Annotated in this window: 17 protein-coding genes; 5 read left to right on the top strand and 12 right to left on the bottom strand. The window is 65.0% G+C overall.

Annotated features, from left to right (window positions below; all coding sequences use genetic code 11):
* Positions 1 to 128: 128 nt before the first annotated feature.
* The 9 genes from ACZ1JY_RS19325 to ACZ1JY_RS19285 form a co-directional block, all read right to left on the bottom strand.
* Positions 129 to 911 carry an enoyl-CoA hydratase-related protein gene (locus tag ACZ1JY_RS19325; protein WP_465131203.1) on the bottom strand — a complete coding sequence of 261 codons (783 nt, stop codon included), beginning with the start codon at positions 909 to 911 and terminating at the stop codon, positions 129 to 131.
* On the bottom strand, positions 904 to 1,980 hold the full coding sequence (gene paaE, locus ACZ1JY_RS19320) for a 1,2-phenylacetyl-CoA epoxidase subunit PaaE (protein ID WP_465131202.1): 1,077 nt from the start codon (positions 1,978 to 1,980) through the stop codon (positions 904 to 906). The genes ACZ1JY_RS19325 and paaE overlap by 8 nt, the downstream gene beginning before the upstream one ends.
* Positions 1,981 to 1,988: 8 nt before the next feature.
* Positions 1,989 to 2,492: a 1,2-phenylacetyl-CoA epoxidase subunit PaaD gene (gene paaD / locus ACZ1JY_RS19315; protein WP_465131201.1), complete on the bottom strand. Its 504-nt coding sequence runs from the start codon at positions 2,490 to 2,492 to the stop codon at positions 1,989 to 1,991.
* Positions 2,493 to 2,499: 7 nt separating this feature from the next.
* On the bottom strand, positions 2,500 to 3,252 hold the full coding sequence (gene paaC, locus ACZ1JY_RS19310) for a 1,2-phenylacetyl-CoA epoxidase subunit PaaC (protein ID WP_465131200.1): 753 nt from the start codon (positions 3,250 to 3,252) through the stop codon (positions 2,500 to 2,502).
* 10 nt (positions 3,253 to 3,262) lie between these two features.
* Positions 3,263 to 3,547 (bottom strand): 1,2-phenylacetyl-CoA epoxidase subunit PaaB, encoded by a 285-nt coding sequence (gene paaB / locus ACZ1JY_RS19305; RefSeq protein WP_465131199.1) that lies wholly within the window; start codon positions 3,545 to 3,547, stop codon positions 3,263 to 3,265.
* Between the two features lie 13 nt (positions 3,548 to 3,560).
* A complete protein-coding gene (gene paaA, locus ACZ1JY_RS19300) occupies positions 3,561 to 4,544 on the bottom strand; it encodes a 1,2-phenylacetyl-CoA epoxidase subunit PaaA (RefSeq protein WP_465131198.1) in 984 nt (327 codons plus the stop codon).
* A 74-nt stretch (positions 4,545 to 4,618) separates the two neighbouring features.
* Positions 4,619 to 5,818 carry a 3-oxoadipyl-CoA thiolase gene (gene pcaF, locus ACZ1JY_RS19295; RefSeq protein ID WP_465131197.1) on the bottom strand — a complete coding sequence of 400 codons (1,200 nt, stop codon included), beginning with the start codon at positions 5,816 to 5,818 and terminating at the stop codon, positions 4,619 to 4,621.
* The gene (gene paaI / locus ACZ1JY_RS19290; RefSeq protein ID WP_465131196.1) at positions 5,811 to 6,239 is read right to left on the bottom strand and encodes a hydroxyphenylacetyl-CoA thioesterase PaaI; all 429 of its coding nucleotides are present in this window, start codon (positions 6,237 to 6,239) and stop codon (positions 5,811 to 5,813) included. Before paaI ends, pcaF begins: the two co-directional genes overlap by 8 nt.
* Positions 6,232 to 7,731 (bottom strand): 3-hydroxyacyl-CoA dehydrogenase NAD-binding domain-containing protein, encoded by a 1,500-nt coding sequence (locus tag ACZ1JY_RS19285; RefSeq protein WP_465131195.1) that lies wholly within the window; start codon positions 7,729 to 7,731, stop codon positions 6,232 to 6,234. The genes paaI and ACZ1JY_RS19285 overlap by 8 nt, the downstream gene beginning before the upstream one ends.
* A 95-nt stretch (positions 7,732 to 7,826) precedes the next feature.
* Between ACZ1JY_RS19285 and paaG the strand changes: the two genes are divergently transcribed.
* The 5 genes from paaG to ACZ1JY_RS19260 all read left to right on the top strand — a co-directional run bounded on the left by paaG (position 7,827) and on the right by ACZ1JY_RS19260 (position 13,743).
* The gene (gene paaG / locus ACZ1JY_RS19280; RefSeq protein WP_465131547.1) at positions 7,827 to 8,618 is read left to right on the top strand and encodes a 2-(1,2-epoxy-1,2-dihydrophenyl)acetyl-CoA isomerase PaaG; all 792 of its coding nucleotides are present in this window, start codon (positions 7,827 to 7,829) and stop codon (positions 8,616 to 8,618) included.
* 24 nt (positions 8,619 to 8,642) lie between these two features.
* On the top strand, positions 8,643 to 10,670 hold the full coding sequence (gene paaZ, locus ACZ1JY_RS19275; protein WP_465131194.1) for a phenylacetic acid degradation bifunctional protein PaaZ: 2,028 nt from the start codon (positions 8,643 to 8,645) through the stop codon (positions 10,668 to 10,670).
* Positions 10,670 to 11,971, top strand: coding sequence for a phenylacetate--CoA ligase PaaK (paaK, locus tag ACZ1JY_RS19270; protein ID WP_465131193.1), 1,302 nt, complete (start codon positions 10,670 to 10,672; stop codon positions 11,969 to 11,971). The genes paaZ and paaK overlap by 1 nt, the downstream gene beginning before the upstream one ends.
* A 10-nt stretch (positions 11,972 to 11,981) precedes the next feature.
* Positions 11,982 to 12,281, top strand: coding sequence for an EthD family reductase (locus ACZ1JY_RS19265; RefSeq protein ID WP_465131192.1), 300 nt, complete (start codon positions 11,982 to 11,984; stop codon positions 12,279 to 12,281).
* 76 nt (positions 12,282 to 12,357) lie between these two features.
* Positions 12,358 to 13,743, top strand: coding sequence for an aldehyde dehydrogenase family protein (locus ACZ1JY_RS19260; protein ID WP_465131191.1), 1,386 nt, complete (start codon positions 12,358 to 12,360; stop codon positions 13,741 to 13,743).
* Between the two features lie 61 nt (positions 13,744 to 13,804).
* Here the strand turns inward: ACZ1JY_RS19260 and ACZ1JY_RS19255 are convergent, their stop codons facing one another.
* The 3 genes from ACZ1JY_RS19255 to ACZ1JY_RS19245 all read right to left on the bottom strand — a co-directional run bounded on the left by ACZ1JY_RS19255 (position 13,805) and on the right by ACZ1JY_RS19245 (position 17,087).
* Positions 13,805 to 14,758, bottom strand: coding sequence for an alpha/beta hydrolase (locus tag ACZ1JY_RS19255; RefSeq protein WP_465131190.1), 954 nt, complete (start codon positions 14,756 to 14,758; stop codon positions 13,805 to 13,807).
* 4 nt (positions 14,759 to 14,762) lie between these two features.
* Positions 14,763 to 15,239: a DUF3237 domain-containing protein gene (locus ACZ1JY_RS19250; RefSeq protein WP_465131189.1), complete on the bottom strand. Its 477-nt coding sequence runs from the start codon at positions 15,237 to 15,239 to the stop codon at positions 14,763 to 14,765.
* Between the two features lie 90 nt (positions 15,240 to 15,329).
* Complete coding sequence (locus tag ACZ1JY_RS19245; RefSeq protein ID WP_465131188.1) at positions 15,330 to 17,087, bottom strand: amidohydrolase; 1,758 nt, start codon at positions 17,085 to 17,087, stop codon at positions 15,330 to 15,332.
* Positions 17,088 to 17,138 lie beyond the last annotated feature (51 nt).

The following is a 17,138-nucleotide window of genomic DNA, read 5'->3' as shown; positions in this document are numbered from 1 at the left end:
CCCAGGTGGGTCGCTGAGGGCGAGGCCACGCGCGACTGATTGGGAGGCATAGTGCGACGGCACGCGGGGGCGATCTTGCCCCAGCGTACTGCCGACCGATCAGGAGTGACAAAGATTGCGGGTGCGGATCACCTGCCGGACCAGACCGGCGCGCGCTTTTCCTTGAAGGCCCCGATGCCTTCGGCCTTGTCGGCGCTGTCCATCAAGGTGAGGAACAGCTCGCGCTCGCGCCGGATATGGGCCGCTTCGTCGAGCGAGGTGGTTAGGCGGATGCTCTCCACTGCCACGCGCATCGCCAGCGGTGCCCGGTCGGCAATGGTGCGGGCCATCTCCAGCGCTTGGTCGAGCGCCTTGCCGGCCTCTGCCACCGTGGCGACCAGCCCCCAGTCAAGCGCTTCGGCTGCCTTGATAGGCTGACCGGTGAGGACCATCACCATGGCACGCTGCATCCCGATCCGGCGCGGCAGGACCGAAGTCCCCCCGGCGCCGGGCATGATTGCGAGGTTGGTTTCGGGCTGTCCGAACCGCGCTTCGCTGCCGGCGATGACGATGTCGCAGCATAGCATCAGCTCGCACCCCGCGCCGAGGCACCAGCCTTCGACTGCCGCGATCAGCGGCTTGGGAAAGCGGCGGATCGCCTGCCAGGCGAGGAACCGTGGGCTTTCGACCGCGTCTGCGCTGGTCGAGCGGGCCATCTCGTCGAGGTCTGCGCCGGCGGCGAAGACCGTGTTGCTACCCGTGATGACCACGGCGCCTATGGCGGGATCGCTTACCACACCGTCCAGTTCGGCGGCGATCGCCTGAAGCAGCGCGGTTGACAGGGCATTGCGCCGCTCCGGCCGGTTGAGGCGCAGGACGAGGACCTTGCTATCCACCCGCTCCGCCAGGAGGATCGGTGCATCATCAGGCATCGAGGTCGAGTTCCACATCGTCGCTCAGCGGAATGGCCTGGCAGGTGAGGACATAGCCCTGTTCGACTTCCTTGGCGGTGAGCCCGAAGTTCTGGAACATCTCCACTTGGCCCGAGATGACCTTGGCCCGGCAGGTTGCGCAGACGCCAGCCTTGCAGGCAAACGGAGCGGGAAGCCCAGCGGCGCGGGCGTTGTCGAGGATCGAGCCCTGATCGGCATGATAGGACAGGGTGCGGCGGCGCCCATCGATCGAGAGCTTGATCTTGCGCCCGTCCGCCTGCTTTTCCAGCGCACGCACGGCCTCAAGCCGCTCCGCGCTCATCTCGCCCACGGTGAACCGTTCGACGAGGATGCGGTCCGCAGGAACGCCGGCTGCGGAAAGGCCGCTTTCCACCGCGTCCATCATCTGGGCCGGGCCGCAGATGAAGGCGGCATCGAGCGAGGCGGGCTGGACCAGCGAGCCGAGCACTTCGCCGACCTTGGTCTCGTCGATCCGGCCGTTGAGGATGTCGAAATCGCCTTCCTCGCCGGTAAGGAAGTGATGGATCACGAGCCGGCCGAGGTAGCGATCCTTGAGCCCGGCGAGTTCCTCGAGGAACATGATGCTCTGGGTCGTCCGGTTTCCGTAGAACAGGACGAAGGTGCTTTCCGGTTCGACTGTAAGCGCGGTCTTGAGCAGGGAGAGAACCGGGGTGATGCCGGAACCGCCTGCGAACCCGGCATAGGTCGCCTTGCGCGCGGGGTCGAAGGTCCAGGTGAAGCTGCCATGGGGCGGCATCACCTCGATCCGGTCGCCGGCCTGAAGCGTGGCATTGGCCCAGCCGGAGAACAGCCCGCCCGGGATCTCCTTGATCGCGACGCGCAATTCGTCGTCAGCGGGGGAAGAACAGATCGAATAGTTGCGGCGCACGTCCTCGCCGCCGATCATCGCGCGCAGGGTCAGGTGCTGGCCCGGGCTGAAGCGGAACTGGTCCGCCACTTCGGCAGGCAGGTTGAGCCGGAGCGATACCGCGCCGGAAGTCTCGCGCCTGACCTCGGCAACCTCGAGCGGATGGAACGAAGTGGACATGCGAACTCCTAGTGGCACTTGAAATTGTCGAACGGCTCAAGACAGGCATTGCACTGCCAGAGCGACTTGCAGGGCGTGGAGCCGAAGCGGGAAATCTCGCGCGTGTCCGCAGAATCGCATCGCGGGCAGAGCACCGGCTGATTTCCCCGCAGCGACCGGGCATCGGCCCCCTTGGGCGGCGGCGCGATGCCATAGGCCCTCAGCTTGTCACGCCCGGCGTCGGAAATCATGTCGGTCGACCAGGCAGGGGAGAGGACCAGTCTGATCCCCACATCTGCAAGGCCTGCCGCATCCAGCGCCTCGCGCACCGAGGTCTGGATCGCTGCCGTGGCCGGGCACCCGGAATAGGTGGGGGTAAGCCGGACGACTGGCTTGTCGCCGTCCAGCGCAACCCCCTGGACAATCCCGAGATCAACCACGGAAACCACGGGGATTTCCGGGTCGGGCACTTCGGCCATGACGGCCATGACCTTGCTGGCCAGTGCGGGATCGATCTGCTCCGGGCTGCTCATCGCGAGCTTACCAGGTGGCTTCCGGATGGGCGCGGGGCAGGACCTGCATGACCGCGAGCATCTGCGACAGGTGCTCGGTATGGCGGCCTTCGCGCCCGCCGGTCAGCGGCCAGGTCACTTCAGGAGCGCTGACCGTCGCCTCGGCCAGAACGGCGGCGACTATCTGGTCGAACCGTTCGCGGATCGCGTCGGGCCGGGGCAGCAGGCCCTGTGCAGCGAGCGCGAGGGCATCCGCATTCCAGCGGAACAGGTCGTCGGTGAACCGGGCCAGCCAGTCCAGCCCGTCGATCACGCGCTGGCGGCTTTCCTCCGTGCCGTCGCCCAGGCGCACGATCCATTCGCTGGCATAGTCGACGTGATAGCGGGTTTCCTTGATCGCCTTGGCGGCAATCTCGGCCAGGCGAACGTCGCTAGACCCGGCGAGCAGTTCGAACAGGACGCTGCTGTAGGCCGAAAAGTAGAGCTGGCGCACCAAGGTCCGGGCAAAGTCGCCGTTGGGCTGTTCGACCAGCAGCGAATTGCGGAATTCCTCGGCGTCGCGGTGAAAGGCAAGTGCATCGGCCGTGCGGCCCTTGCCCTCGACTTCGCCCGCATATTCCAGCAGCATGGTCGCCTGGCCCAGCAGGTCAAGACCGATGTTGGACAGGCTGAGGTCGACTTCGATCGTCGGTGCCGTGCCCGACCATTCGCACAGCCGCTGCGCCAGGATCAGGCAGTCGTCACCCAGCATCAGGGCGGCGTTGAAAAGGGGGGTGGTCATCGCAGGCCCCTCACATGTGCTTTACGGGTTCGGGCAGGTCGTAAAACGTGGGATGACGGTAGATCTTGTCTGCAGCCGGGCCGAACAGCTCTTCGGACTGCTTGGGATCGGACGCGACGATATCGGTCGACTTCACCACCCACAGGCTGACGCCTTCCATCCGCCGGGTATAGGTGTCGCGGGCGTGGCGCAGGGCGATCTGCGCGTCGGGCGCATGGACCGAACCGGCGTGGCGATGCTCAAGCCCCCCACGGGCGCGCACGAAGACCTCCCAGAGGGGCCAATCGGTGGACATCTCGAATTCTCCTTCAGGCCGCGATGCGCGCGGATTGTTTTGCGGCATAGGCATCGGCCGCCTCGCGGACCCAGGCCCCGTCGTCCCAGGCCTTGCGGCGGGTGGCAAGGCGCTCCTTGGCAGTCGGGCCCTCGCCGCGGACGACTGCGTAGAACTCGTCCCAGTTGATCTTGCCGAAGTCGTAGTGGCCGCGCTCCTCGTTCCAGCGCAGGTCCGGATCGGGAATGGTCAGGCCGAGCAGTTCGGCCTGCGGAACCGTGGCGTCGACGAACTTCTGGCGCAGCTCGTCGTTGGTTTCGCGCTTGATCCGCCAGCGGATTGACTGGGCCGAGTTGGGCGAGTTGTCGTCCGGCGGGCCGAACATCATCAGCGACGGCCACCACCAGCGGTTGAGCGCGTCCTGCGCCATGGCCTTCTGTTCGGGCGTACCGTTAACCAGCGACAGCAGCAGGTCGTAGCCCTGGCGCTGATGGAAGCTTTCTTCCTTGCACACGCGCACCATGGCACGGGCATAGGGGCCATAGGACGTGCGCTGCAGCGGGACCTGGTTCATGATCGCCGCGCCGTCGACCAGCCAGCCGATCGCGCCGATGTCCGCCCAGTTGAGCGTGGGATAGTTGAAGATGGTAGAGTACTTGGCGCGGCCTTCGTGAAGCGCGTCGATCATCTCTTCGCGGCTCGTGCCAAGCGTTTCGGCGGCACAGTAGAGGTAGAGGCCGTGGCCGCCCTCGTCCTGGATCTTGGCAAGGAGGATCGCCTTGCGCTTGAGGCTCGGCGCGCGGGTCAGCCAGTTGCCTTCGGGCAGCATGCCGACGATCTCGCTGTGGGCGTGCTGCGAGATCTGGCGCACCAGGGTGCGGCGATAGGCTTCGGGCATCCAGTCCTTCGGCTCGATGAATTCATCGGCGGCGACGCGCGCCTCGAAAGCGGCGACCAGCTCGGGATCTTCGACGACAGAGACCACATTCTGCGGCTTGCCGAGTTCAGTGGTATACATTTGCAAACTCCCCAATCACGAAACAGGTATATAATTTACTGACCGGACGGACAACTAAAATCTATGTGCGCGGCTCAGATTTTTTCGATTGCAAGGGCGATGCCCTGTCCAACGCCGATGCACATGGTGCAAAGTGCCCGGCGCGCGCCGGTTTCGGCGAGCTGCTGGGTGGCCGACAGGATGAGCCGCGCCCCCGACATGCCGAGCGGATGGCCCAGCGCGATCGCCCCGCCGTTGGGGTTCACGTGGGCCGCATTGTCGGGCAGGCCGAGTTCGCGCAGCACGGCGAGGCCCTGGCTGGCGAAAGCCTCGTTCAGTTCGACGAAGTCGAAGTCCGAGATATTCAGACCGAGTCGCTCGGCCAGCTTCTGGCTGGCGGGGGCGGGGCCGATACCCATTATCCGCGGCGGCACGCCGGCCACGGCGCACCCCAGCACGCGGGCGCGGGGGGTAAGGCCGTACTTCTCCACCGCGCTCGCGCTGGCGACGATGATCGCCGCCGCGCCGTCGTTGACGCCGCTGGCATTGCCTGCGGTCACGGTGCCGTCAGGGCGGACGATCGGGCGCAGCTTGGCGAGGGTTTCGAGCGTGGTTTCGCGCGGGTGCTCGTCACGGTCCACGATCACATCGTCACCCTTGCGCACCGGAATGCGGACCGAGACGATCTCCTTGGCGAGGCGGCCGTTGGCCTGGGCGCGCGAGGCGCGCAGCTGGCTTTCGACGGCGAATGCGTCCTGGTCGGGGCGGCTGATACCGAACTGGTCGGCGACGTTCTCTGCCGTCTCCGGCATGGAATCGATGCCGTATTCCGCCTTCAGCCGGGCATTGACGAAGCGCCACCCGATGGTCGTGTCATAGACGGCATTGTTGCGGGAAAAGGCGGTCTCCGCCTTGGGCATCACGAAGGGCGCGCGCGACATCGATTCGACGCCGCCCGCGATGTAGAGATCGCCGTCACCGGCCTTGATCGAACGCGCGGCGAAGCCGACCGCGTCCATGCCCGATCCGCACAGGCGGTTGAGCGTGGTCCCCGGAGCGCTTTCGCCAAGGCCCGCCAGCAGGGCCGACATGCGGGCGACGTTGCGGTTGTCCTCACCTGCCTGATTGGCACAGCCCATGATGATATCGTCGATCGCGCCGACGATGGCGGGATTGCGTTCGGCCAGCGCCTTCAGTGGCACGGCCAGCAGGTCGTCCGGCCGAACCGAAGCCAGGCTGCCGCCATAGCGACCGATCGGGGTGCGAACGGCATCGCAGATAAATGCATCAGTCATCAGGCTGTCCTTCGAGAATGGCCCCGCCAATTTCGCGGGATTGACCTTGGAATTGGGCGACCACCCGTCCATCGTCGGCGGTGACCACGACCGAGCAGACCCCGGTCCGCCCCTGCCGGGCGGTCATCCGGGCTTCGGCAATCAGCGTCTCGCCGACCTTGCCAGGGCTGAGGTAGACGATCGAGGCACCCTGGCCGACGGTGCGGACGTTGTGGCTGTTGCAGGCATAGGCAAAGGCGGTGTCGGCGAGGGCGAAAGTCATCCCGCCGTGCACTGCGCCGTGGCCGTTCACCATGTCCGGCCGGATCAGCATGGCAATCCGGGCATAGCCTTCCGCCGCGTCCAGCAACTGGATGTTCCATGCTGCGCCCGTCCCCTCGGACGAGAGCAGGGCGCGGGCGACCGCGAGGGGATCAACCATGGGCAGGCTCCTCCGCCTTCGCTGCCTGCGTGATCGCGGGCGAGGGGAGGTACATGTCGTCCCCGCTAGCCCGGGCGATGTTGGACAGGACCTGCGCGAGGCGGTCCGGGCCGAAGCGGTCGGCCCACTGCAGCGGCCCTTCGGGATGGTTCGCGCCGAGCCGCATGGCGGCATCGATCCCGGCGGCATCGGCTACCTCGTCGGCCAGGGCGTCGAACGCGGCATTGGCCAACTGGGCGAGCGAGCGCAGCACGACCTGCCCGGGGCGGTCAGGCACGGCGATGGCCACCATCCCGGCGCGGGCGATCAACGCGGCGACGGCGGCAAAGGTCACTTCGTCACGTGCGGTAATGCCAAGAGCGGTTGCCTCCTGTGGATCCCGCTGGTGGTCGAGCAATGCGTCGAGCTCCGCCCGCTCGGAGAGCAGGCGCCCGTCGCCAGCGCCGATCCGCCATTCGCCAAGGGTGAAGCTGTCTTGCGGCAGGGTGGTATCGGCCGCAACTGCCACGCCCGCAGCCGCCAGCCGGTCGACCAGAGGGCGAAGCGCTGCGCCTGCGTTATGGCGCAGAATGAGGTCGTCACCCGCAGGCGCCGCATTCTCGGTCAGGCGAACCGGCTGATACCCGGCTTCGCCTTCGCCATAGGCGTAGAAGCCACGCCCGCTCTTGCGGCCCAGCGCGCCGGTTTCGACCAGCTTAGCCTGAACCGGGCTCGGACGGAAGCGGGTCCGGCCATCATAGGCATCGTAAACCGAGCAGGCGACAGTGTAGTTCACGTCGTGCCCGATCATGTCGGACAGGGCGAGGGGCCCCATGCGAAACCCTCCGGCCTGCTCAAGCAGGCTGTCGATACTGGCGTTGTCCATCCCCTCGCCGGCGGCGATGAAGCCCTCGGCGTAATAGGGGCGGGCGACGCGGTTGACGATGAAGCCCGGCACGTCGCGCACCAGTACCGGCTGCTTGCCCCAGGCCGAGAGCGTGTCGACCATCCTTTCGAGGAGGCCCGCAGGGTTCGATCCCGATCCGATCACCTCCACCAGCTTCATTGCCGCCACGGGATTGAAGAAGTGCAGCCCGACGAACCGCTCGGGCCGCTCCATCAGGGCGGCAAGCTGGGCAATGGAGAAGGACGAAGTGTTGCTGGCGATGACCGCATCGGCGTCCAACACCGCTTCGAGCCGTTCGAACAGGGCGATCTTGGCGTCATGATCCTCGATGATCGCCTCGATGGCAAGAGCGGCGCCTGCGGCATCGCCGAGGTCGCCCGACCAGGTGATTCGCTGGCGCACCGCGTCGGCAGCCTCGGCAGTCAGCCGCCCGCGCCTGATCTGCCCGTTCAGCATCGTTTCAATGCTGTCGCGCGATCGTTGCAGTGCGGGTTCATACCCGTCGACCAGAACGACTGGATGGCCGGCCACGGCCGCCACGAAGGCGATGCCTGACCCCATGGTGCCCGCGCCGATCACGGCGAGGCGCTGATTGCTCCCGATCATCATGAGACTTGCCTAGCCGGAAAAATATAGCTTGCCAATAATTGTCCGACTGGGCAGGTTATTAAAAGTTGAAAAAATATTTGGGGAGTCGGCCGGTGGCCTATGCGACGATCGGATTCGAGGTGGTGGATGGTGTCGGCTGCCTAACCTTCAACAGGCCTGATCGGCTCAACAGCTTCAACGTACAGATGCACGGCGAAGTCGCGGAAGCGCTAGACAGCGCTGCAACCGATCAAGCCGTTCGCGCGGTCCTTGTCACCGGGGCCGGGCGGGGTTTCTGTGCCGGACAGGACCTTTCGGACCGCGCTGTTGCGCCGGGTTCCGATGCAGTCGATCTCGGCAATTCGGTTGAGCGGTACTACGCCCCGCTGGTGCGCCGCCTGACCGGCATGGCCAAGCCGGTGATCTGTGCGGTGAACGGGGTCGCCGCCGGTGCCGGCGCCAACATCGCCTTTGCCTGCGACATCGTGATCGCTGCGCGCAGCGCCAAGTTCATCCAGTCCTTTGCCAATATAGGCCTCATCCCCGATACGGGCGGGACCTGGGTGTTGCCGCGTCTTGCGGGGCAGGCCCGGGCACTCGGCCTCGCTCTTACTGGCGAACCGCTGCCAGCGGAAAAGGCCGAGGCTTGGGGCATGATCTGGAAGTGCGTGGACGATGAACGGCTTGCGGAAGAAAGCCTGTCTCTTGCGCGCAAGCTGGCTGCGGGGCCGACCCGCGGGCTGGCTGCAACCAAGGCTTCCCTGCGCGGCTCGTTCGGACGCTCGCTGGACGAATCGCTGGAGCTGGAGCGCGATCTGATGCGCGAACTCGGCTTCAGTGCAGATTACAAGGAAGGCGTGTCGGCCTTCATGGAAAAGCGCGCTCCGCAGTTCACCGGACGCTGAGCCTTTCAATTTTTTGGAGTAGACATGACCAGAATTCTCGAGAGCTACAGTGGTGACGCCTGGACGCGTACCACTGCGCCTGCCCAGCATGTGCTTTCCGCCATCACGGGTGAAACTGTCGCCACGTGCGGCGGAAGCTCGCTCGATTTCGGGGGGATGCTGGGCCACGCCCGCCAGACTGGCGGCGCATCGCTGCGCGCGATGACCTTTCGCCAGCGCTCTGCCATGCTCAAGCTGCTGGCTCAAGCCATCATGGCCCGCAAAGAAGAGCTTTACGAGCTTTCCGCGCAGACCGGCGCGACCCGCACCGACAGCTGGATCGATATCGAAGGCGGCGCCGGTACCCTGTTCACCATGGCGTCCAAGGGCCGAAAGGAGCTGCCTGACGACGTCGTGCTGATTGACGGCGATCTGGAGCCGATCGGCAAAAACGGCACTTTCGTGGGCCAGCATGTCTACACCTCGCTGCAGGGCGCGGCGGTGCTGATCAATGCGTTCAACTTTCCAGTGTGGGGCATGCTGGAAAAGCTCGGCCCCGCGCTGCTGGCGGGCGTGCCGGCTATCGTGAAGCCCGCCACGGCCACCGCCCAGGTGGCCGAACATGCCGTGCGGATCATGGTTGAATCCGGTCACCTGCCTCCCGGCGCACTTCAGCTGATCGTGGGTGACGTGGGCGACCTGTTCGATCATCTCACCTGCCAGGACGTGGTGTCGTTCACGGGCTCTGCCGCGACCTCGCTCAAGCTCCAGAACCACCCGGTAATCGTGCGCGAAGGCGTCCGCTTCATTGCCGAGCAGGATTCGCTCAACGGTTCGGTCCTCGGCCCAGATGCAGAGGCAGGATCGCCGGAGTTTGACCTGTTCGTCAAAGAGGTCGTCCGCGAAATGACGGTGAAGGCGGGGCAGAAGTGCACCGCTATTCGCCGCGCCTTCGTGCCCAAGGCTCTGCTCGGCGCTGCGGAAGAAGCACTGAAGGCGCGCCTCGCCAAGGTCGTCGTGGGCGATCCGGCGCTGGAAGGCGTGACCATGGGCGCGCTGGTCAATGCGCGCCAGGCCGATGACGTCCGCGCCAAGGCCCAGCAGATCGGCAACGAGGCGGCGCTCGTGTTCGGCTCGATCGACACGGTGGACGCCCGAGCGGACAACCCCGGCGCTGGCGCCTTCGTCTCGCCGCTGCTGTTCAGGCACGACACGCCGTGGACAGCGGAGGCCGTTCACGACGTCGAAGCCTTTGGCCCGGTCGCGACGCTCATGCCGTACGAGGACCTCGACGACGCGATAGCGCTCGCCAATCGCGGCAAGGGCTCCCTTGCGATCTCGCTGTTCACCTACGACCCCGCCGTGGCGCGGCACTTCGTCCTCGGTGCGGCCGCCTATCATGGCCGACTGGTCATCATTGACCGCGACAGTGCACGGGAATCGACCGGCCACGGTTCGCCTCTGCCGATGCTGATCCACGGCGGTCCCGGCCGTGCCGGTGGCGGCGAGGAGATGGGCGGCGTCCGCGGCGTGAAGCACTTCATGCAGCGCAGCGCCATCCAGGGCAGCCCGCGCAACCTCAGCCGCGTAGTGGGCCAGTGGCTTGCCGGGGCGCCCCGACCTGAGGGGGAGGTCCATCCGTTCCGCATGACTTATGGTGAGCTTGAGCTGGGCTACACGCTGCGCACCCCCTCGCGCCAGATCACGCTCGAGGACATTGAGCATTTCGCACACTTCACCGGCGACACATTCTATGCCCACATGGACGAAGTGGCCGCCGCGGCTAGCCCGATCTTCGGCGGGCGTGTGGCTCATGGTTACCTGATCCTGTCCTTCGCCGCCGGCCTCTTCGTTGACCCAGCGCCGGGCCCGGTGCTCGCAAACTTCGGGCTCGAACACCTGCGCTTTGTCCAGCCGGTCAAGCCGGGCGAGAGCATCAAGGTAGCGCTTACCGTCAAGTCCAAGTCCCCGCGAACGCCCGACATGGGTGAGGTCCGCTGGGCCGTCGCCGTGACAAACGCCTCTGACGAGCTTGTCGCTACCTATGATCTCCTGACCATGAATGCATTCTGATGGCCCGCGTCGATCAAGCCGAACTGCTCGCTAATGAGCGTCTGGATCTGCCGCAGCTTCGCGCGCTCCAATTGGAGCGCCTGAAGCAGAGCCTCGCCCACACGTGGAAAGGCAACCTTGCCTACCGCGCGAAGTGCGAGGCAGCGGGCGTCACTCCGGACGACCTTCAATCGCTCGAAGATCTGGCGAAGTTCCCGTTCGTGTCAAAGGCTGACCTTCGTGAAAACTATCCGTTCGGCTTTTTTGCCATGCCGATGGACCAGGTCTCGCGCGTTCATGCCTCGTCGGGGACTACCGGCAAGCCCACGGTAGTTGGCTATACCGAGCAGGACATCCAGACCTGGTCCGGTCTTGTCGCCCGCTCCATTCATGCTGCGGGCGGCCGCCCCGGGATGAAGGTTCACGTTGCCTACGGCTATGGCCTGTTCACCGGGGGCCTTGGCGCGCACTATGGGGCCGAAGCGCTCGGCTGCACCGTCATTCCGATGTCGGGCGGGCAGACCGAAAAGCAGATCCAGATGATCCAGGATTTCCAGCCTGATATCATCATGGTCACTCCCAGCTATATGCTGACCCTGATAGACGAGATGAAGGCACGCGGCATCGATCCGGCGTCGACCTCGCTCAGGACGGGCATCTTCGGGGCCGAACCGTGGACAGACGCCATGCGTCGCGAGATCGAGAAAACTGCCGGTCTGCGCGCCGTCGACATCTACGGTCTGTCGGAGGTGATGGGGCCGGGCGTCGCTCAGGAATACGCCCACACCCAGGATGGCCCGACGATCTGGGAAGACCACTTCTATCCTGAGATCATCGACCCGGTGACCGGCGATGTTCTGCCGGACGGCGAGGAGGGCGAACTGGTGTTCACCTCGCTGACCAAGCAGGCCATGCCGATCATCCGCTATCGCACCCGTGATCTTACCCGGCTGCTGCCGGGGTCGGTCGGCCCGATGCGGCGTATGGCCAAGATCACCGGTCGTTCCGACGACATGCTTATCATCCGCGGGGTCAACGTCTTCCCCAGCCAGATCGAGGAGCAGATCCTGAAAGTGCCGGCGCTGGCGCCGCATTTCGAGATCGAGGTCAATCGCCCCGGTCGCCTCGACGTGGTGATCCTCCGGGTCGAAATGCGCGATGCGATGGCAGAGCAGGATAGCCAAGCTGCGGTCAACGAACTGGCTCACCACATCAAGACCATGATCGGCATCTCGACCAAGATCGTGGCCTGCCCGCGCAGCTCATTGAAGCGGTCCGAAGGCAAGGCGACCCGCGTCATAGACAACAGGCCCAAGTGCTGAGGAGCAAGAAATGGCAGTAAAGTTGGTGGCGATTTACGCGACTCCCGATGATCCTGATGCGTTCGAGGAGCACTATCGCACAGTGCATGTTCCACTGGTGCAGCAGGTGCCAGGACTTGCCGACTTGCGTCTAATTCGCCGCAACAAGCGCCTGATGGGAACTGCGGATGTGTATCTGATCGCAGAGATGATCTTCCCGGATCAGGAAGCTTTCGACAAAGCCATGGCCTCGCCTGAGAACCGCGCAACCGGCAAAGACCTGGCAAACTTCGCCAAGGACAAAGTCACGCTCATCATAGCGAACGACTGAGGGATAAGGGTTTATGTGGGATACCGGCACAATCTTTGTCGCAGGTCAGGATATAAAGGCTGATCAAGGCGCAGTGATGGACGTTATCAGCCCCGCCAATGGCGGTGTTGTTGGCCGTGTCGGCTCGGCTTCCGCTGCCGATGTCGATAGGGCCGTAGCTGCCGCAAAGGCCGCGTTCGAGGGTGAAGAATGGTCGTCCATGAGCGGCGCCCAGCGCGGTGCACTCCTGCTGCGCCTGGCCGAGCTCGTCGAACGCGACGCCAAGTTGCTTGGCGACATGGATGCCCTGTCGATCGGCCGTCCGTCGATCGAGACGCAAATCCTCGACCTGCCGAATGCGGTTGGCACCTTCCGCTATTACGCGGGCTGGGCGGACAAGCTGGAAGGCCGGGTAGTACCCACCGCGGGCTATTTCGGGCGCAAGACCCATTCCTTCGTCACGCGCGAGCCAGTCGGCGTGATTGGCATGATTGTGCCGTGGAATACGCCGCTGATGATCCTGTCCTGGAAATTGGCTCCAGCCTTGGCCGTCGGCTGCACCTGCGTCATCAAGCCGGCCGAGCAGACCCCGTTCTCGGCCATCCGTCTCGCCCAGCTGGCCAAGGAAGCCGGCTTCCCTGACGGGGTAATCAACGTCGTCCCGGGCCTTGGGTCCGTGGCAGGTTCCGCACTCAGTGAACACCCTGACGTTGACAAGATCAGCTTCACCGGCAGCCCCGAAACCGGCGCTGTAATCATGCGTGCGGCCACTTCCAACTTCAAGCGCGTTGCGCTCGAGCTGGGCGGAAAGTCGCCGCAGGTGGTTTTCGAGGACGCGGATCTCGACGCCGCGATCCAGGGCTGCGCAATGGGCCTGTTCTTCAACCAGGGCCAGGTCTGCGCCGCAGGCACGCGCATCTTCGTCCACCGTTCGATGGTCGACCGGTTCACCGAGGCCATGGCCGGGGCCGCCAGCGCCACCGTGGTGGGCGATCCGACCAGCGGTGAAGTGCAGATGGGTTCGCTCGCCGGCAAGGGCCAGTTCGAGCGAGTCGAGCGCTATGTCCAGGCGGGTCTCGCCTCGGGCGCCCGGATGGTGACCGGCGGTGCCATAGCCCACGATCAGGGGTACTTCTACCGGCCGACCATCTTCGATTCCGTGACCGATGAAATGTCGATCGTCGCCGAGGAAATCTTCGGTCCAGTCGGCTGCATCATCCCCTTCGATAGCGATGAGGAAGCCGTGCGCCGCGCCAATGCGACCCGCTATGGTCTTGCGGCGACATTGTGGACCAAGGACGTGTCGCGTGCCCTCACAGTCGCCAAGGGCATCCGCGCTGGTGCAGTTTCGGTCAATGGCTGGGCTACCATCGATCCGGCTCTGCCGTGGGGCGGCTTCAAGACCAGCGGCATCGGCCGCGAACTCGGCATCAGCGGGATCGAAGCCTGCACCGAAGAGAAGGTCACGACGCTGGTTCTCTGATGTGAATAGGGGCGGCGGCTTGGGCCACCGCCCCTTTTAGGATAGATTGTCGTGGGCTCTGTCAGGCCAAAGTGGCGGCAGCGGTGCGTGCTTCGGCGATGAAATCTTCGATAAAGCCGGCAGCGACCGTGCTGTGGTGCGCAAGCGTCATGTAATTGTGGCACATTCCCGGATAGACCTTGAGCGTCGCCGGAACCCCGGCAGCTTGTAGCATCGCGGCATAGTGGACGGAATCGTCGCGCAGCGGGTCGCACTCTGCGGCGGCTATGAAGGCGGACGGCAGGCCGTTCATGTCCCCCTTGAAGTGGATCGGACTGGCCTCGACCAGTGACTCTTTGTCCGGGAAATAGGCCTGGTTGAACCCCTTCATTACCTCGATGTTGAGGATCGGTCCCGCCGCAAACTGGCGGTGTGACAGCTTCCTGCCCTCGGCCACGCCGGGAAAATCGAGCACCGGATTGATCAGCCCCTGCCAGAACAGGCGCTCGCCTAGCTCCGCGTGGTGCCGTATGGCGAGCAGGGCGGAAAGATTGCCGCCGGCCGAATCCCCTGCCACTGCAATATTGCCCGAAGTGCCAAGCAGTTCGGTGTTTTCCGCTGCCCACAGCAGCGCGTCCTCGCACTGTTGAAGCGCAACCGGATAGGTGTGCTCGGGCGCGAGGGCATAGTCGAGCGATAGGATGACAAGCCCGGTCGCATGGCTGAACTGGTGCATTACCTTGTCCAGCCCGTCGAGACTGCCGACCATGAACCCGCCGCCGTGCATGTAGAGGATTAGAGCGGGCGGGGCCTTGATCTCGGGCGTGTAAAGCCGCGCCCCCATGTCGCCGTGGCGCGTCGCGATCGTTATGTCACTGGTCCTGACGCGGACCGGCGGTTCGCCCTGCTCGGCCATCAGTGTGGAATAGCGCTCGCGGAACTGCTGCACCGTCAGGCCGGGTTCGCCCATGACCTCATCGAAGCGGGCTGCCTGGGGCGCGATTTGCGGGTCCAGCGGGGGAGCTTCAGATGACATGGATTCAGTCGACCTCGTAAAAGTGTATGATGATGTCCGCGCCGATGTAGCGGCCGATGCCGATGTGGACGCGCGTGGCAAGCCACTGGTAATCCGGGCTGTCGGTGAAGAACTGGGCCACGGTCCGGAAATACACGCCGTCGAGCGACGCACCGCCCTTGGTGACGATTTCCTCGAACAGGGCAGGGTCGGAGTGGCCGATGCCCCGGTTATAGACCTCGATCCACGTGCCGTCCGCGGTCTGGACCGGATAGCGGGCGTCGAGCCGGAAGATGCCGTTGACGTCGGTGGACCAGTCACCCCCGCCCGGCTGCACCAAGGCGTCTATGTTCGGCCCGATCAGCGTTCCGCCCGTGACCGGCGTGAATTCCCGCACCACCGGGCCATGCCGCTCCACCCCCACCCGGGGGCCAAGTGCGGCGCACAGTTCGGCGACGAACCGGGATGTGGGCGGGGGTGCGGGTTCGATCCTGTATGTCATGTTCACCTCGTTTGGGCTCACCATTGCCGGTCTATGTCGCGATGCGATCCGAAGGTTCTCACGTGCCGTCAGCGCTGCCACGCCGGATGGTCAGTTCGGGGCACGCTCATAAACGAGCTTTCCGCCGAAGAAGGTCATGTCCACCTTCGTCGCTGCGATCCGGTCGGCAGGGATCCTGAACAGGTTCTGGTCGAGCACGATCATGTCCGCCGCCTTGCCGATGCGGATCGATCCGGTGCGCTTGTCCGCGCGGATCGCCTTGGCCGAGTTGAGGGTGTAGAACCGGATCATCGTGCCGACGTCGACCGCCTGTTCGGGCCAGAGCGCGCCGGGCGCGGCGCCGGTCGGATTGCGACGGGTGACCATGCCCTGCATACCATCCCACAGGTCGGAGAATTCGCCGGGGAGCGTCTTCCAGTCGGTCCCGCCGGCCACGACTATGCCTTTTGCGGCATAGGTCCTGAAGGGCCAGTACCGATCGGCCCGATCCTTGCCGATCACGGCCTCGGTGCCGGTCAGGATCGGGCCGGGGTACCATACGGTGGGCGAGGCATCGACCGCCGCATTGAGCGGGCGGAACCGGTCGATGTCGCTGTCGGCGACATAGCCAGCGTGGGCGAGGGTATGGATGGGGCCGTTCGGGCCATTGGCCTTGCGCGCCGCCGCGATCGCATCGAGCGCCATGCGGACCGACCCGTCGCCCGCCACGTGCAGCTTGGTAGACACGCCCCGCTTGTCCAGCTCGGTGACCATTTCGGCCAGGCGGGCGGCCGACATCTTGGTCGGGCCGTGGAAGGCCTTGCCGTGGGCCTCGTCGGGCAGATAGGGCTGGATGAAGTTGGCGGTGTGGCTGACCATCACTCCGTCGACGAAGATCTTGGCGAAATCCATTGACAGGTTGCGCGAGTTATACTCGGCCCTGCGGCTGTAGATGTTGGCAATGTCCGGGTTTTCCGGATCGATCAGCATGGACAGGGCGGCATGGGCCGTGAGGCCGCCGCGCTGGTCGAGCAGGCGATAGGCGCGAATGTCGGAGAACATGCTTCCGCCGAAGACCACGCCTGCATCGTCGAAACCGGTGACCCCGCGCGAGTTGAGATAGCGTACGCCGACGGCGAGCGCCCCGGCCTCGTCTTCCACGCTGGCCTTGGCCGCCATGGCAGGGATGTGTTTCTCGACCAGAGCCGTGGCGCTTTCCAGCAGCAGGCCGTTGAGCGCGCCTGTCTGCGGATCGCGGCCAATCTTGCCGTTCACCGGATCGCTGGTGTCCGTTCCGATCCCGGCAACCGCCAGCGCCCTGGAGTTCACCCAGCGGTCGTGGATGCTGTCGTTGCGGAGCATGACTGGGTGGTCACCGCTCGCCTCGTCCAGCGCCTTGAGCGAGCGGGCGTCGGCCAGCCGGCCATAGAGCCCGCTGCCCCAGCTTTGCCCCACGATCCACGTGCCTGCAGGGATTCTCGCGGCACATTCCCGCACGCTTCGGATCACCGCATCGAAATCGCCATAGGCGGAAAAGTTGCAGTTGAAGATCTGCAGTTCGGCCGCAGCCGTTGCGAGATGGACGTGGCCGTCGATGATGCCGGGCATCACCATCCGGCCCTTCAGGTCGACGACCCGGGTCCTCGTCCTGATCAGCCGGTCGATCTCCCGGTCGGTCCCAATGGCGACAATGGTGCCATCCTTGACCGCTACCGCCTGGGCCCATTTTCCCTCGGGCTCGACAAGGTAGATCGACCCGTTGCGCAGGACGAGATCGACGTCTCCGCCATGCGGTGCCGGGGACTTCGCCAGTCCCGCCTGTGAGGTGCTCGACAGCAAGACAGCCAATGCCAAAATCATCGTCCGCATCGCGCACCCCGTCAGGCTAAGTATTTGAGATCATCGGGTGGATCGGGCCGA

Source organism: Novosphingobium sp. BL-A-41-Hi4B-X5A, from assembly GCF_055521705.1.
The sequence above is the reverse complement of the archived record's forward strand: the minus strand, read 5'-3'. Positions and strand labels throughout refer to the sequence as shown.